This is a genomic window from Actinoallomurus rhizosphaericola (genome assembly GCF_024055675.1).
In the GTDB taxonomy this organism is placed as follows: domain Bacteria; phylum Actinomycetota; class Actinomycetes; order Streptosporangiales; family Streptosporangiaceae; genus Actinoallomurus; species Actinoallomurus soli.
In genome coordinates, this window is the sequence record NZ_JAMXMW010000004.1 from 520,836 (window position 1) to 536,840 (window position 16,005).

The window sequence follows — 16,005 nt, forward strand, 5'->3', positions numbered from 1 at the left end:
TTTATTCGGGCGAGTGTGGACGCCGACCGACAGGAAGGTGCAGGACAATGCAGGCGATCATCGTTGAACGGCTGGGCGGCCCGGAGGAACTGCGGATCGGGGAGCGCCCGACGCCGGTTCCGGGTCCCGGTGAGATCCGTGTCGACGTCGCGGTGGCCGGGGTCAACTTCATGGACACCGGCACGCGGCGGAGCGGTACGGCGGTGGGCCCGGCGCCGTTCGTCCCGGGCGTGGAGGGGGCCGGCCGGGTCAGTGCGCTGGGCGAGGGTGTGACCGGGTTCCGCCTCGGCGACCGGGTCGCCTGGGTCTACGCCTACGGCTCGTACGCCGAGCAGCTGGTGCTGCCGGCCGCGAGCGCCGTCCCCGTACCGGATGACATCTCCGACGAGGTGGCGGCGAGCGTGATGATGCAGGGCATCACCGCGCACCACTTCGTCACCGAGGCCGCGCCGGTCGAGCCGGGGCAGGTGACGCTGGTCCACGCGGCGGCGGGCGGGCTCGGCCAGAAGCTGATCCAGCTCATCAAGGCGCGCGGCGGGAGCGTGATCGGGGTGACCTCGACCGCCGAGAAGGCGGACCTGGCCCGCCGGATCGGGGCGGACCACGTCGTGGTCTCCACTGGGGGCGCCTTCGTCGAACCGGTCCTGGAACTGACCGGCGGTGAGGGCGTGCACACCGTGTTCGAGGGCGGGGGAGAGACGACGTTCCGCGCGTCGATGCGGGTCGTGCGCAGGAACGGCACGCTGCTGTACTACGGCGTCCTCATCGGCTCGGTCCCCGTCGTGACCATCACCGACCTGCCCAACAGCATCAAGATCTGCTACCCGGTCTTCTACGACCACATCCCGACCCGTGAGGCGCTGCTGCGTCACAGCGCGGAGATCTTCGACCTGGTGCGGGAGGGACGGCTCCGAGTCGAGATCGGCGGGCGCTACCCGTTGAAGGACGCCGTGCAGGCGCACCGCGACATCGAGTCCCGCGCGACCACCGGCAAGCTTCTCCTCCTGCCCTGAACTCCGGCGCGGTCCACGCCCGGCCCGGTACGGAGGCGCACCGCCGCCGTACCGGGCCGTGGGGAGACGCCTACTCGGCGCGGGACGCGGGGGGAGACGCTACTCGGCCGGGAACACCAGGGGAACGCTGTCGATGCCGATGACCCCGGTCGGCCAGACCACCTGCGGCCGGGCACCGGGGGCCAGTTCGTACTCGGGGATCCGCCGGTGCCACTCCTCCAGGACGACCCGTAGCTCGGTCCGGGCCAGGTGGACGCCGAGACACCGGTGCGGTCCGCTGCCCCAGGTGAGGTTGTTGTACTCGCGGCCCGGGTCGAAGGCGTCCGGGTCGGCCAGTTCCCCGGGGTCGCGGTTGGCGGCGCCGACGGCCACTCCGACGGGGGAGCCCGCGGGGATGCGCACGCCATCGAGGACGACGTCCCTGGTGGCCACGCGGGGGACGACGGCGTTGGCCGGGTCGATCCGCAGCATCTCCTCGATCGCCGCCGGGATCGCGGCCGGGTCCCCGGCGAGCCGGCGGCGCAGTTCCGGGCGCGTCGCCAGCTTGGCGAACATCAGGCTCAGCGCGTTGGTCACGGAGTCGATGCCCGCCAGGACGAAGAGGAAGCAGAGGCCGACGGCCTCCTGGTCGGTGAGCGGTTCGTCCGCCGCGTCGTCGTCGAAGAGATCCCGCAGGAGGCCGCCGGCCCGGTCCGCCCGGCACTCGGCGACGTGCGCGCTGACGTAGGCGAACAGCTCGCCCGCCGACCGCGTCACCTCGGGCGGCGCCTCGGCCGTACCGGACAGGTCGGCCATCTGGATGATGACCTCACGCCAGGCGAGCAGGCGGTCGAGGTCGCGGGCGGGCATTCCGAACAGCGTGAGGAACACCGCCGCCGGCACCGGCCGCGCGAGCTCGGCGACCACGTCGCAGGAGCCGCGTCCGGCGACGGCGTCGACGAGCGCGGTCACCTGGTCACGTACGGCCTGTTCCAGGGACGCCGCCGCGCGGGGCGTGAAGAACGGCTGGAGCAGGCGGCGGTAGCGGGTGTGGTCCGGCGGGTCGAAGGCGATGGGCACCAGCGGAACGGGGCTGCCGAGCGTGTCGAACGCCTGCTGCGACGAGAAGGTCCCGGGGTTCTTGAACACGTGCTCGGCCAGTTCGCGTGTGGTGACGAGATACCCGGCGTCGGACCGCACCACGGGCCCGGCCGCGCGCAGGATCGCGTAGCCCTCGCCGCGGTCGTCGGCCATCGGCAGCCGGTCCATCCGGAGGAGATCCTCGTCCGTCAACTCCGCAGTCATGACCCTCCCGTTCTCGCCGTTGAGTCTTTCGACGCGCCGGATCGTAGGGCCCAGAAACGGACGACACGGATCTTTCGGCCGGTTGCGGCCAAAAAGGATGGCCGCAACCGGCGGTGTGACGGTCGTACTCAGGGACTCGTGCAGGTGATGGCCGGCGTCGATGGCGTTCCGTTCGCGAGGAACCCGAATGTGGTCGACGCGGACGCCTGGAGCGAGCCGTTGTACGACGCGTTCGTCACGGTGGCGGTGGAGCCGCTCGTACTCAGCGTGCCGTTCCAGACCTGGGTGACGGTCTGGCCTCCGCCGAGGTTCCACCGGACGGTCCACCCGTTGATCGCCGCGTCGCCCGCCGTCACCGTGACCTCACCCTGGTAGCCGCCGGACCAGGAGTTGACGGTGCGGTACGTCGCGCTGCAGGCGCCGGACGGCGGCGGCGTCGGCGTGATCGTCGGAGTGGGCGTGGGCGTGGACGTCGATCCACCCGGCGGAACGTACGGGCACTTGCTGTGGTACGCCGAGACGCCCGTCGAGTCCATCAGCGGGCACAGGAACTGCGTGTAGCGCGTGTCGTCGTCGAGGAAGATCTTCAGCCAGGGGATGAGCAGCCGCATCTCGGTCGTGTTCGGGTGCGTGTAGGCCACGTGGTCGGCGCCGGCCAGCTGGACGAAGTCGCTCTGCGTCGAGGCCGGCATGGTCGCGTACAGGCCGTCCAGGTAGGACGGGGTGACCACCGTGTCGTTCTGCCCGCCCATGACCATCGTCGGCACGTGGTCGGTCGACATGTCCTGCGAGGGGGAGAAGGGCGCGAGCGCGACCGCGGCCTTCAGCGACGGCCGGTGCTCGGTGGCGTAGACGACGCCGCCGCCTCCCATGGAGTGCCCGATCACGCCCAGCCGGGCGGAGTCGACCCGGTCCCGTACGGGGCTCTTCTGGGTGAGGTAGTCCAGCGCGGCCAGCAGCTGGGTGCCTCGTGCGGTGTCGAAGTCGGTGCGGCTGTTGGTCTCGATGCCGATGACGACGAACCCGAAGGACGCCAGCCAGGGCCCCATCCAGGCCTCTTCGTTGGCGAACAGCGCGGTGTAGCCGGGCACGATCGCGACCGCGCCCCAGGTCCCCTGGCTGCTGTCGGTCGGGTAGTAGATCGTGCCGCCGTTGAAGCCGTTGCCGGCCGGCACGCTGACCTGCGCGGTGGCGAAGGTCCCCCGGCTCGCCGCGACACTGGCCAGGGTGGGGTCCGGACCCCGCTGGTACGGATTGCCGGCGGCGGACGCGGGCCAGGTGGCGACCGTCAGCGCGATCATCGCCGCCAGGGCGGCGATCGCGGCGACGGCCAGCCGCAGCGGCCGGGCGGGGGAGCCGGATCGGATCCGGCGGGCCGGGGCGCCCTCCGGTGCCTGAGGTGGTGGGGTCTGTTCTGCCATGAGGGGATCTCCTCGTCGGTGCCGTGGGTGGAAAGGGTGCGCGGCCCGCCACCCCGCGCGTACGGGGCGGCGGGCCGCAGCGGGGTCAGCGGTAGCCGGCGGCCGTGATGTCGGCCTGGACGGCGTTCTCGGTGGCGTCCGAGGGGTAGCCGGAGGTCATGACGCCCTCGTAGAAGGTCCCTGCGGAACCGTGGCTGTTGTCGCCGCCGATTCCGAGGATGATGGCGCCCTCCTTCTTCATCGGGTTGTAGCCCGAGACGTTGGGGCGCTGCCCGTCGTAGAACGTGGACAGCCCGCCCGACTGGGCGTCGCCGCCCCGGATGGCCCAGTGGTTCGGCTCGCCCTTGACGATGGCGGTCGTGTACCGGTGGTCGATGGTCGGGTCGTTCGCGTTGTAACCCGCGTTCCGGCCGGAGTACAGGCCGTTCTCCAGGTCGGCCATGATCCAGGGCCCGTTGCCGGTGCCGTACCCCCAGACCTTGATGTTGCCGAAGTAGATGGCCTCCATCGTCCCGTTGCCGTTGTCCCGGCTGTTGGTCTCGGCGTTGCCGTAGTCGAAGCAGCAGCCGCCGTTGTAGTGGGTGCCGTCGAAGACGGCGTACATGCCCTCCGGCTGGTCGCCCTTCGCGATGCCGTTCGTGCTGTTGTCGCGGTAGCCGGTGCCGGCGGCGACGTAGACGCCATAGGCCTTGTGGCCGTTCACCGTGGTCGGCGCGGCGGTGGCGTTCGCGAGGTTGTCGTAGCCGCCCGCGGCCGGGCCGGAGAACCCGCCGGGAGGCGCCTGGGTGAGGTTGTTGCCGCGGCCGGACTGGTCGTAGATGACGGTGATGAGGCAGGTGGTGCCGGAGCAGAACGAGTCCTGCGCGGCGGCGTCGGCGACTCCGCCCGCGCTCAGCACGCCGATGTTGCGGGTGGTGTTGTCCGAGGACCGGCGCACCTGGTAGAGCGGGCCGCTGTACGACGCGTACAGCGCACGGGTGGTGCTGTGCGCCGCGACGCACGGCGTGCCGCCGCTCGCGTAGATGTCGCACGGCAGCCGGGAGGACGGCGGCGGGGTGGGCGTGTCCGTGGGCGTTCCGGTGACACTGCCCGTGCACGTCGTGCCGTTGAGGGCGAACGAGGTCGGGACCGGGTTGCTGCCGTTCCAGGTGCCGTTGAACCCGAGGTCGACGCCGGCGCCGCTCGCGATGGCGCCGTTGTACGAGGCGTTGGTGACGGTCACCTGCGCCCCCGACTGGGTGTAGGACCCGTTCCACAGCTGGCTGATGGTCTGCCCGGCCGGGAAGCTCCACGTCAGCCGCCAGCCGTTGACCGCGTCACCGAGGTTGGTGACCGTCACGGCGGCGGTGAAGCCTCCGGACCACTGGGAGCTGATCGAGTAGTCGACCCGGCAGCCTGTCGTGGCCGACGACGCCATCTGCGTTCCGACCGCCGCGGCGCCGGCGAGCGCGAGCGTGACGGCGCCGGCGGCCGTGGCCGTCGCCCGCCACCACCGGCGAGGTGGAGAGTTGCCCTGTCGCACGTGTGCTCCCTGTTCGATATCTCGAACACATGCCGAGATACTGGATATCTGAGCGGGAGTATGAGTGCCGGGCGAACGGTGTCAAGACGCCGTACACGCCCCGCGAGGACGCCTGCCGACGCCGCTGGTCGCGGCGGACGGACACCGCCGGCGAGCGGGCGTGGCCTTTCATCCGTCTTTCAACGGCGCGGAGCCGCCCCCTGGCCCGGGGACGGCTCCGTTCGAGCGGCCGGTGTCTAGGCCCAGGGTGCGTCGACGATCCAGCTCACGTCGTCGGTCCAGGAGGTCGAGCTGTCGAAGGTGTGCGAGCCTCCGTTGCTGGCGACGTAGACGGTGTTGTTGTAGTGCCGGATGAACCGGTCCGGGTAGTTGTAGGAGGCCAGCGAGACGCCCTGGCCGTTCTTGCCGCTCTGCGGGCAGAAGGTGGCGTCCGCGGCGAACTGCGCGCTGCCGTCGTTGGTCTGCCGGTACACCTGGAAGTTCTGGTGCCGCAGGTAGTCACCGGGGTAGTTCTTCGACTCGAACGACACGCACGAGCTGCTGGCCAGTCCGCTGTGCACGATCCACGTGGCGTCGTTCTTGTCCAGGGACGAGCTGGACGAGTTGATCACCGACGTGACGGCCTGGTCGTTCTGGTGCCGGATGTAGCGGTCCGTGCAGCAGGCCGTCGTCGCGCGCAGCGAGACCGACGAGCCCGGGGTGAGCGTCCCGCCCGTGCCACCGCCGCCGCTCGACGTCGCATAGCCGGCGGCCGTGATGTTGGCCTGGACCGCGCTCTCGGTGGAGTCCGAGGGGTAGCCGGAGGTCATGACGCCCTCGTAGAAGGTGCCGGCGGCGCCCTTGCTGTTGTCGCCGCCGATCCCGAGGATGATGGCACCTTCCTTGTGCATCGGGTTGTAACCGGAGACGTTGGGCCGTACACCGTTGTAGAAGGTCGACAGCCCGCCCGACTGGGCGTTGCCGCCGCGGATGGCCCAGTGGTTCGGCTCGCCCTTGATGATGGCGGTGGTGTACCGGTAGTTGATCGTCGGATCGTTGGCGTTGTAGTGCTGGTTCACGCCGGAGAACAGGCCGTTCTCCAGGTCGGCCATGATCCACGGGCCGTTGCCCGCGCCGTACCCCCAGACCTTGATGTTGCCGAAGTAGATGGCCTCCATGTGGCCGTTGCCGGTGTCGTTGCTGCTGGTCTCCGCGTTGCCGTAGTCGAAGCAGCAGCCGCCGTTGTAGTGGGTGCCGTCGAAGATGGCGTACATGCCCTCCGGCTGGTCACCGGTCGCGATGCCGTTGGTGTGGTTGTTGCGGTAGCCGGTGCCGGGCGCGACGTAGACGCCGTAGGCCTTGTGGCCGCCCACCGTGGTCGGCGCGGCGGTCGCGTTGGCGAGGTTGTCCGGCCCGCCGGCCGCGCCGCCGCCGGGTGCCTGGGTGAGGTTGTTGCCCCGGCCGGACTGGTCGTAGATGACGGTGATGACGCAGGTGGTGCCGGAGCAGAAGGAGTCCTGGGCCGCGGCGTCGGCGACCCCGCCGGCGCTCAGCACGCCGATGTCCCGCGTGGTGTTGTCCGAGGAACGCCGGACCTGGTAGAGCGGGCCGTTGTAGGACGCGTAGAGGGCGCGGGTGGTGCTGTGCGCCGCGACGCAGGGTGTGCCACCGCTCGCGTAGATGTCACAGGGCTGCGACGTCGCGGCCTGTGAGGACGCGGGTATGCCGGCCTGGAGACCGGCGGCGAGCGCGACCGCCGCGCCCGCCGAGATCAGTGCTTTTCGGGCACGGCGAAGTTGTGACAGAACATTCATTTCGCGACGTCGCCTCCACTGTTCGACATACCGAACGGTGTTCGGAAGTGGTCGCCTGGACGGTAAAACGCCGGTTTCGGGGTGTCAACGACCTTTCGCCGATTACTTGACGCTTTTCCTGTCAAAGCGTCAGCGCCCCGGTCTTCCCCTCCCGGGCGGCCGTTCTCAGTCCTCGGCGTGCGGGTCCCGGGCGCCGGCCGGGGCCTCGGGCGCGGTGGCCAGGCGGAAGGTCTTGATGGCCAGGTGCAGCAGGAGGCGGTCCGCTCCGGAGTCCAGGTCCAGGCCGGTCAGTGCCTTGATCCTGGACAGCCGGTAGTACAGGGTCTGCCGGTGCACCGACAGGGCCTCGGCGGTGCGCTGGGCATGACCGGCGTGGTCCAGGTACGTCTCGGCGGTGCGCAGCAGTTCGGCGCGCGCGGGGTCCAGGAGCGGAAGCAGCACCGGGTCGGCGGGCGGCGCCGCGGGTGTCGCCATCGGGGGCGCGGCGATCAGCCGGTAGGCGCCCAGCCCGTCCCAGCAGGCCACGGGCCCGAGCCGCGGTTCGGCGCACGCCGCCCGTACGGCCGCCCGGGCCTCCCGCCAGGAGTGCGGCACATCGAGCAGGTCCGTCCTGGCGCCGCCGACGCCCGCGAGTGCCCGGGGTGAGCGGGTCCCCGGATCGAGCAGCCCGGCGGCGATCGCCTGAGCGGGGGCGGTGCCGGTGCGGTCCGGCAGCGGCACGAGAAGCGCCAGGCCGCCCTCGCTCCGATGGGCCGGCACGCCGTACGGGAGCCGGGCGGCGGCGAGGTGCGGGGCGGGGCTCACCCAGACGACGGTGACGGACGCGGACGTGGAGACCGGATGCCGCAGGGCGCCGAGAGTCCGGGCGGCCTCGGCGCGGTCCGCGGCCGAGCCCGACAGCAGCTGCGCGAAGGCCCGCGGCGCGGCCTCTCCGTGCCAGGTGTCGGCGGCCAGCAGCCGTCCGGCGCGGGTCGCCAGGGCCATCACGCGGGTCATGCGGGGATCGGCGGGGTCGACGGCGCCGTCGTCCAGCAGCCACAGGTAGCCGTACAGGGCGCCCTCGTGCCGGGCCGGCAGGCACAGCCGGGCGCGGATCCCCTCGGCGGGGTCCGCGGGGGTGCGGGTCGGGCCGGTCGCGTGGGCGATCCCGAAGCCCTCGAACCAGGCGCGTACCGCCGGGGTGGAGCGACGGCGCAGGATCGAGCGCGTACGGACCGGGTCCAGGTCGTCCTCGTGGGAGCTGAAGGCGATGAGGGTGAACTCCCGGTCCTCCAGCGTCACCGGTGCCTGAAGGAGCGCCGACACCTCGTCCACCAGGCTCTGGTAGTCGCTCATTTCATACAAATGTACAAGACGTGGTGCCCGAGATCGTGACCGCTGTCGATGGCGACCGCACCGCGCGGCTCCTACCTTCGAGGCATCGATAACCCCTGCCTGACCTGGGAGGTCGCCAGTGCTGGGCCCTGTCTTGCTCGCCGCCTCGCGCAGTGACCGGATGCACCGGCTCGTCAGCCGGACCCCCGTGACCCGGCCGGTCGTCGACCGTTTCATCGCCGGGGACGGGCTGCCCGAGGCGTTGCAGGTCGTCGAGGCGCTGACCGCCGACGGCATCGACGTCACCCTCGACCACCTGGGCGAGGACATCACCGAGGTCGCGCAGGCCCACCGCAACCGCGACGCCTACCTCGCGCTGCTGGACGCGCTCGGCGGCAAGGGGCTGGGCGGACGCGCCGAGGTCTCGGTCAAACTCTCGGCGTTCGGCCAGGGCCTGCCCGGCGGCCACGACCTCGCCCTCGCGGGCGCCCGCCGGGTGTGCGAGGCTGCCGAGGCCATCGGCACCACCGTCACGCTCGACATGGAGGACCACACCACCGTCGACTCCACCCTGGGGATCCTCGCGGAGCTGCGCCGCGACTTCCCGCGTACGGGCGCCGTCCTGCAGGCGTACCTGCTGCGCACCGAGGACGACGTACGGGCCCTGGCCGTCGAGGGGTCGCGGGTGCGCCTGGTCAAGGGTGCCTACAAGGAACCCGCCTCCGTGGCCTACCAGAGCAAGCGCGACGTGGACCTGGCCTACGCGCGCTGCCTGCGGACCCTCATGGCCGGAGACGGCTACCCGATGGTCGCCTCGCACGATCCCCGGATGATCGAGCTGGCCCTCCGGCTCGCCGAGAGGCACGGCCGCTCAGCCGACACCTACGAGTTCCAGATGCTGTACGGCATCCGCGACGCCGAGCAGCGGCGGCTGGCCGCCGAGGGTCGGCGGATCCGCGCGTACGTCCCCTACGGCGCCGACTGGTACGGCTACTTCATGCGCCGCCTGGCCGAGCGGCCGGCGAACCTCGCCTTCTTCCTGCGCTCCTTCACCACCCGCCACTGACCTCAGGAGGTTCGATGGACGCCATCACCCGCGTCCCCACTCCGGCCAACGAGCCGGTGCACGACTACCGGCCCGGCAGCCCCGAGCGCGCCCGGCTGGAGGCCCGGCTGGCCGAGCTGTCGGCGGGCGGCGCCGAGCTGACCTGCACGATCGACGGCCGGGAGCGGATGGGCGGCGGCGAACGGATCCCGGTCGTCCAGCCGCACAGCCACCGTGAGGTGCTGGGCACCACCGCCAACGCCGACCACGCCGACGCGCGGGACGCCCTGGACGCCGCCCGCCGGGCCGCCCCCGGCTGGCGGGCGCTCGACTTCGACGACCGGGCGGCGATCCTCCTGCGCGCCGCCGACCTGCTGTCGGGGCCCTGGCGGGAGACGATCGCCGCCGCGACCATGCTGGGCCAGTCCAAGACCGCCCAGCAGGCCGAGATCGACGCGCCCTGCGAACTGGCCGACTTCTGGCGGTTCAACGTTCACTACGCCCGCCAGATCCTGGCCGAGCAGCCCGTCTCGTCGCCCGGCGTGTGGAACCGCGCCGACCACCGGCCGCTGGAGGGCTTCGTCTACGCGGTCACCCCGTTCAACTTCACCGCGATCGCCGCGAACCTGCCGACCGCGCCCGCCCTGATGGGCAACACCGTGATCTGGAAGCCGTCGCCGACCCAGCAGTTCGCCGCGCACTTCACCCTGCGGCTGCTGGAGGAGGCCGGGCTCCCGCCCGGTGTGATCAACATGGTCACCGGGGACGGCCGCGCCGTCTCCGACGTCGTCCTGGCCGACCCCGACCTGGCGGGCGTGCACTTCACCGGCTCGACCGCGACCTTCCAGCACCTGTGGCGCACCGTCGGGGAGAACCTCTCCGGCTACCGCTCCTATCCGCGTCTGGTCGGCGAGACCGGCGGCAAGGACTTCGTCGTCGCGCACTCCTCGGCGGACCCGGCGGCGCTGGTCACCGCGCTGATCCGCGGCGCGTTCGAGTACCAGGGGCAGAAGTGCTCCGCCGCCTCCCGCGCCTACGTGCCGCGCTCCCTCTGGGAGCGGATCAAGGACGAACTGGTCGCCGAGACCGAGGCGCTCACCATGGGAGACGTACGGGACCTGCGCAACTTCGGCGGCGCGGTGATCGACGCCCGGTCCTTCGGCCGGCTCAAGGACGTCCTGGAGCGCGCGGCCAAAGACCCCGCCATCGACGTCCTGGCGGGCGGGACCTGCGACGACACCGAGGGCTACTTCGTCCGTCCGACCGTGCTCGTCTGCGACGACCCGGGGGACGAGGTGTTCCGCACCGAGTTCTTCGGCCCGATCCTGGCCGTCCACGTCTACGACGACGCCGCCTACGAGCCGATGCTCGCCCAGATGGAGTCGGTCAGCCCGTACGCCCTGACCGGCGCGATCTTCGCCCGGGACCGGGTCGCCATCGCCCGCGCCACCGAGGCGCTGCGGTTCGCCGCCGGCAACTTCTACATCAACGACAAGCCCACCGGCGCGGTCGTCGGCCAGCAGCCCTTCGGCGGCGGACGCGCCTCGGGCACCAACGACAAGGCGGGCTCCGCGCAGAACCTGCTGCGCTGGACGTCCACCCGGACCATCAAGGAGACCTTCGTCCCGCCGACCGGCCACCGCTACCCGCACATGGGCTGACCCTCGCCGAGCCCGCAGGTCCCGCCCAACGACGTGCGGGACCTGCGCCGGCGGCCGTAAGGGGATCAGCAGCCGTGGAAGCGGGCGTCGCCGGACCAGCCGGTGTTGGCCCAGGATCGCGGCTCAGGCGGCGTGAAGCCGGGGAACAGCTTGGCCAACTCGGCGAGCAGCCAGCCGGTGAAGCGCGCGGCGCCCTGCGGGCAGGTGTGGATGCCGTCGGTGCTGCGGTAGGTCCTGCCCCCTTCGGCCCGCTGGTAGGTGCGGCCCCACACCGCGCCGGCGTCGAGGACGGCGGCCCGGTCCGAGGCCCGGGCCGCGACCGCCCGGGCGGCACCCGGGGCGCGGGCCAGGTCGGCCAGGTGCGGCCGGTAGAAGTCGTCGGGCCTGATCGGCGGCGCGGTGACGAAGACGAGTCTCGCGCCCGACCCGGTCACGGTGGTCAGCAGCTTCTCGTAGGCGGCCCGCTGCGCCTGCGGGCCGCCCCAGTCGTAGGTGGTGATCTGGTAGACGACCACGGTGGGCGCGGCGGAGGCGATCTGTCCGGGCAGCTTCTTCCAGTTGTGTTCGGAGAACGGTCCTACGACGTTCCCGCCGCCGTCGGCGGCGATCGACTGGAACCCGACGCCGCCGGCCCTGAACGCCGCGGTCAGGGGCAGCGCCTCACCCGCGGCGATGGAGTCGCCGAGGAACAGGACCTTGGACAGGGCCGGGCGGGCGGTCGCGCCGGCCGGCCGGGGCGTGCCGGTCGCCGCGGGTGCGTCACCGGAACAGGCGGCGGCCGGCAGGAGCAGGCCGGTCAGGGCGAGGACGGCACCTGCCGTCCTGGTCAGGCCGAGGAGAGGAGTCCGCGTCTTGGTCATGGGCCCGAACGGTGCCGCGACCGTGTCCCGGCGCCTCCGCCGTCGTGTCGCGATCGTGTCGCAGGAGTCCGGCGCCGCCGCCGAGCCCGCCCGGCATCGTCCATTCTGGACGGGTGGCGGCGATTCTGCTCATCGAGGACGATCCTCTGGTCCGGCGGGGGCTCCAGCTCGCGCTGTGCCGACACGGCCATGACGTCCGTACCGCGGACACCGGCGAGGACGGTCTGCGCGCGCTGCGGTCGGCGACGCCGGATCTGGTGGTGCTCGACCTCATGCTGCCGGGCATCGACGGAATCGAGGTGTGCCGCCGCATCCGGGCGGCCGGCGCGGTGCCCGTGATCATCCTCACCGCGCGTGGTGACGACTTCGACGTCGTCGGCGGCCTGGAGGCCGGCGCGGACGACTACGTCGTCAAGCCGGCGCGGCCGACCGTGCTCGACGCGCGGATCCGCGCGGTGCTGCGCCGCAGCACCGGCGCTCCCGACGGCGTACGCGTACACCGCGACCTGTCCATCGACACCACGGCGCTGACGGTCTCGCTGCACGGCGACCCGGTGACGCTGACGCCGACCGAGCTGCGGCTGCTGCTGACCCTGTCGCGGGCGCCCGGGCGGGTGTTCACCCGGCAGCGGCTGCTGGAGGACGTGTGGGAGCAGGACTACCTCGGCGACTCCCGGCTGGTCGACAACTGCGTGCAGCGGCTCCGAGCGAAGATCGAGGCAGATCCGGCGAGCCCGGAGTACGTGCAGACCGTACGCGGCTTCGGCTACAGGTTCGGGCCGGTATGACCGGGCGGCTGTGGCCGCGCGGCCTGCGCGCCCGGCTGCTGCTCACCTTCGTGCTGGTCACCGTGCTCGGTGCCGCGGCGGCGGCCTGGTCGAGTGCCGGCTCGGCGAGCACCGCGCTGGTCACCTCGACCGAGCGGCGCCTCACCGAGAGCATCGCCGGCCAGATCGGCGCGATCACCCCTCAGCTGACCTATCCGCCGGATCAGGACGCGCTCGACCGGCTGCGTGCGGCCGTCGGCCCGGACACCCTGGTGACCTACCGGAACCTGCGGTCCGCGAACGGCGCCGACACCGGTCTGGTCACCGCGGCGCTGCGCGCCGCCGTGCGCACCCGGAAGCGCCTCGTCGCGCAGCGGATCACCGCGGGCGGCAGGCCGTGGCTGCTGGTCGGCATCCCCATTGTGATCACCGGGCCGGACGGCGCGCGCACTCCGTCCGGCATCGAGGTGTACGCCGTGCGCGACCTCACCGGCGTCGACCGGCAGATCGACGGCCTCGCCTGGTCGGCGGCCGGTACCGCCGCGCTCGCGCTGCCGCCGGCGGTGCTGCTGGCGTTGCTGGCCGCGCGCAGCGTGCTGCGCCCGGTGCGCGAGCTCCGCGACACCGCGCGCCGGCTGGCCGCCGGTGACCTCGCCGCGCGGTCACCGCCCCAGGGCGCCGACGAGCTGGCCGAGCTGACCGTCACCATCAACGAGATGGCCGAGTCGGTGCAGACGTCCATGGCCACGATGCGGCGGCTGCAGGCGGACGCGAGGAGGTTCGCCGCGGACGTCTCTCACGAGCTGCGCACCCCGCTGAGCACGCTGACGGCGGTGGTGGAGGTGCTGGCGACCGCGACCGCCGGCATGGAGGCGGACGCCCGCGAGTCCGCGCAGCTGGCGATCACCGAGACCCACCGGCTGGTCCGGCTGGTGGAGGACCTGATGGAGGTGTCCCGCTTCGACGCCGGCACCGCCCGGCTGCGGCGGGAGGAGGTCGACGTGGCCGGCGCCGTACGGGACTGCCTGCGCGCCCGGGGCTGGCTGGACCGGGTCGACCTGGCGGCGCCGGAGGAGGTCCTGCTCAGGCTGGACCGGCGCCGGCTCGACGTCATCGTCGCGAACCTGGTCGGGAACGCGCTGCGGCACGGCGGACCGCCGGTGCGCGTGGCCGTCTCGGCGTCACCGGAGCAGGTACGGATCGAGGTCACCGACGGCGGACCGGGCCTGCCCGGGGACGTGGTGCCGCGCGTGTTCGACCGGTTCTACAAGGCCGATGCCGCCCGCGTACGGACCCCGGGCAGCGGGCTCGGCCTGGCGATCGCGCTGGAGAACGCGCGCCTGCACGGTGGCGACCTGACCGCGGGCAACGCGCGCGGCGGCGGTGCGCGGTTCGTCCTGCGACTGCCGCGGAACCTGGAGGGCGCGTGAAGCGGATCTGGCCGGCGGTGGTGGTCCTGCTGCTCGGCTCCTGCGGCGTCCGGCCGTCCGGGCCCGCCGACGCGGGCCGGGCGCCCACGGGCGTGGCGCCCGGGGTGACGCTGTACTTCGTCGACGGGCACGAGCGGCTCCGGCCGCAGTTGCGGCGGACCGGCCGCCTGGGCACGATCCCCGAGGCCCTGTCGCTGCTGCTGTTCGGACCCGGCGAGTCCGGCCTGCACACGGAGATCGCGTCGAGCTCGGCGGTGGCGGTCGTGGTGAGCGCCGGGCCCGGCCTGATCCGGCTGATGGTGCCGCTGACGGTCCGGGACGTGACGCCCCTGGGCATCGACCAGATCGTGTGCACCGCGCTGGGCGTCCACGTACAGGGCGGCGGGTCGAGGAGCACGAAGGTGCAGGTCCGCTTCACGTTGCCCACCCCCGAGTCGGACCGGCGCCGGACCTGTCCGCTGATCAGGTGATCAGCCCAGGTCGGTGACATCGATGGGTGCGGGGGCAGGGACGGGCGGCGCCGACCACAGCACCGCCAGCGCGGCCATGACCGCGGCGAAGGCGAGCACCCCGCTTCGCCCCCGGGCCCACGTGGCGCGGAACCGGATCGGGTCCTCGACCAGGTACTTCGACAGCGCGGCCAGGCCGATCGAGACGGCGCACACCATCCCCGTACGGGCCCACCCGCCGAGTCCCGTCCGCTCAGGGGAGAGCAGCACGAAGACGGGCCAGTGCCACAGGTAGAGGCTGTAGGAGATCAGCCCGAGCCACCGCAGCGGCCGCAGGGCGAGGATCCGGGCGACCGGCGTCTGCGGCGCCCGTACGCACAGCCCGACCAGCAGTGCCGAGGCCAGTGAGTGCGCGAAGAGCCCGCCGGTGAACAGCCAGGGCGCCGTCACGCCGTCGACGAGCCACCACGCCGTGCCCAGCCCGACCACCAGTGCCGCCGACGCCGCGCCCGCCCACCGGCCGGCCGCGCGGGCCAGCACCGCGCGCGCCGGCGGAGTGGCGACGAGGGCGCCCAGCAGCAGGGAGAACGCCCGGGTGTCGGTGCCGGTGTACACCCGGGTCGGGTCCGCCGGGTCGGCGAGCGCGATCATCAGCGCCAGGGAGACGGCCGAGCCCACGGCCGCGGTCACCGCCACCCGGTGGCCCACCCGCCGTGCGGCCACCGCGGCCCGGTCGCCGGCCCGCCGCCCGCCTCGGGCGATGAGCAGCAGGAGCAGCGGCCACACCAGGTAGAACTGCTCCTCGACCGCGATGCTCCACAGGTGCTCGAACACGCGGGCCGCGCCGAACCGGTCCCAGTAGCCCGCCGACTCCGCGAGCAGGTGCCAGTTGACCAGGTTCACCTGCACCCACGGGCCGTCCGCGAGCGTGGTGCGCACCAGGTCCGGCGGCCCCACCACGCGGACCAGCACGGTCACGCCGGCCAGCATGGCCGCCAGCGCGGGCAGCAGCCGGCGGATCCGCCTGCCCCAGAAGGCGGCCGGCGACACGGTGCCGGTCGCCTCGATCTCCCGCAGCAGCAGGTCCGTGATGAGGTGGCCGGACAGGGCGAAGAACAGGTCGACCCCGAGGAAGCCGCCGGACAGGTGCCCGGTGTGGAAGAGCAGCACTCCGGCGATCGCGGCACCCCGCAGCCCGTCCAGCGCGGGCAGGTGCGTCCTGCCCGCGCCGTACGGCCGAGCGCCCTTGGACGGCCGAGCGTCCATGGATGGCTCAGCGGCCCTGGTCGGCCGAGCGCCCTTGGTCGGCCCGTCGTCCATGGTCGGCCGGGCGTCTCCGGCCGGCTGAACTCGCGTCATGATGCCGACTGTGCCGAGCCCGTGTGGAGGCGCCGTCCCCGTCAGGTCGCAGTCGTGTCGTAACCGCTCCCTCCGACGGCGTTCCGG

13 protein-coding genes are annotated in these 16,005 nt (G+C 72.6%); 6 read left to right on the forward strand and 7 right to left on the reverse strand.

Going from position 1 to position 16,005, the window contains the following annotated elements; genetic code table 11:
• Positions 1 to 47: 47 nt before the first annotated feature.
• Entirely contained in the window at positions 48 to 1,013 is a 966-nt protein-coding gene (locus tag NE234_RS13310) for a quinone oxidoreductase family protein (RefSeq protein ID WP_252779268.1), read from the forward strand.
• Between the two features lie 99 nt (positions 1,014 to 1,112).
• Here the strand turns inward: NE234_RS13310 and NE234_RS13315 are convergent, their stop codons facing one another.
• The 5 genes from NE234_RS13315 to NE234_RS13335 all read right to left on the reverse strand — a co-directional run bounded on the left by NE234_RS13315 (position 1,113) and on the right by NE234_RS13335 (position 8,368).
• Positions 1,113 to 2,297, reverse strand: a complete 1,185-nt coding sequence (locus NE234_RS13315) for a cytochrome P450 (protein WP_252779269.1) — start codon at positions 2,295 to 2,297, stop codon at positions 1,113 to 1,115.
• A gap of 128 nt (positions 2,298 to 2,425) precedes the next feature.
• The gene (locus tag NE234_RS13320; protein ID WP_252779270.1) at positions 2,426 to 3,718 is read right to left on the reverse strand and encodes a poly(ethylene terephthalate) hydrolase family protein; all 1,293 of its coding nucleotides are present in this window, start codon (positions 3,716 to 3,718) and stop codon (positions 2,426 to 2,428) included.
• An 85-nt stretch (positions 3,719 to 3,803) separates the two neighbouring features.
• Entirely contained in the window at positions 3,804 to 5,240 is a 1,437-nt protein-coding gene (locus NE234_RS13325; protein WP_252779271.1) for an arabinofuranosidase catalytic domain-containing protein, read from the reverse strand.
• Positions 5,241 to 5,476: 236 nt separating this feature from the next.
• A complete protein-coding gene (locus tag NE234_RS13330; RefSeq protein ID WP_252779272.1) occupies positions 5,477 to 7,033 on the reverse strand; it encodes an alpha-L-arabinofuranosidase B in 1,557 nt (518 codons plus the stop codon).
• Between the two features lie 165 nt (positions 7,034 to 7,198).
• Positions 7,199 to 8,368, reverse strand: coding sequence for a PucR family transcriptional regulator (locus NE234_RS13335; RefSeq protein WP_252779273.1), 1,170 nt, complete (start codon positions 8,366 to 8,368; stop codon positions 7,199 to 7,201).
• Between the two features lie 118 nt (positions 8,369 to 8,486).
• Here NE234_RS13335 and NE234_RS13340 point away from each other — a divergent pair, with 118 nt between their 5' ends.
• On the forward strand, positions 8,487 to 9,413 hold the full coding sequence (locus tag NE234_RS13340) for a proline dehydrogenase family protein (RefSeq protein WP_252779274.1): 927 nt from the start codon (positions 8,487 to 8,489) through the stop codon (positions 9,411 to 9,413).
• Between the two features lie 14 nt (positions 9,414 to 9,427).
• Positions 9,428 to 11,053: an L-glutamate gamma-semialdehyde dehydrogenase gene (pruA, locus tag NE234_RS13345; protein WP_252779275.1), complete on the forward strand. Its 1,626-nt coding sequence runs from the start codon at positions 9,428 to 9,430 to the stop codon at positions 11,051 to 11,053.
• 65 nt (positions 11,054 to 11,118) lie between these two features.
• Here the strand turns inward: pruA and NE234_RS13350 are convergent, their stop codons facing one another.
• Positions 11,119 to 11,913 carry an SGNH/GDSL hydrolase family protein gene (locus NE234_RS13350; RefSeq protein WP_252779276.1) on the reverse strand — a complete coding sequence of 265 codons (795 nt, stop codon included), beginning with the start codon at positions 11,911 to 11,913 and terminating at the stop codon, positions 11,119 to 11,121.
• Positions 11,914 to 12,026: 113 nt separating this feature from the next.
• Here NE234_RS13350 and NE234_RS13355 point away from each other — a divergent pair, with 113 nt between their 5' ends.
• From NE234_RS13355 to NE234_RS13365, 3 genes are read left to right on the forward strand one after another with little or no spacing between them, the layout of a single operon-like run.
• Positions 12,027 to 12,701, forward strand: coding sequence for a response regulator transcription factor (locus NE234_RS13355; protein WP_252779277.1), 675 nt, complete (start codon positions 12,027 to 12,029; stop codon positions 12,699 to 12,701).
• Entirely contained in the window at positions 12,698 to 14,110 is a 1,413-nt protein-coding gene (locus NE234_RS13360; RefSeq protein ID WP_252779278.1) for a sensor histidine kinase, read from the forward strand. The genes NE234_RS13355 and NE234_RS13360 overlap by 4 nt, the downstream gene beginning before the upstream one ends.
• Positions 14,107 to 14,580, forward strand: coding sequence for a hypothetical protein (locus NE234_RS13365; protein ID WP_252779279.1), 474 nt, complete (start codon positions 14,107 to 14,109; stop codon positions 14,578 to 14,580). The genes NE234_RS13360 and NE234_RS13365 overlap by 4 nt, the downstream gene beginning before the upstream one ends.
• Here the strand turns inward: NE234_RS13365 and NE234_RS13370 are convergent, their stop codons facing one another.
• Positions 14,581 to 15,918: an acyltransferase family protein gene (locus NE234_RS13370; RefSeq protein ID WP_252779280.1), complete on the reverse strand. Its 1,338-nt coding sequence runs from the start codon at positions 15,916 to 15,918 to the stop codon at positions 14,581 to 14,583.
• Positions 15,919 to 16,005 lie beyond the last annotated feature (87 nt).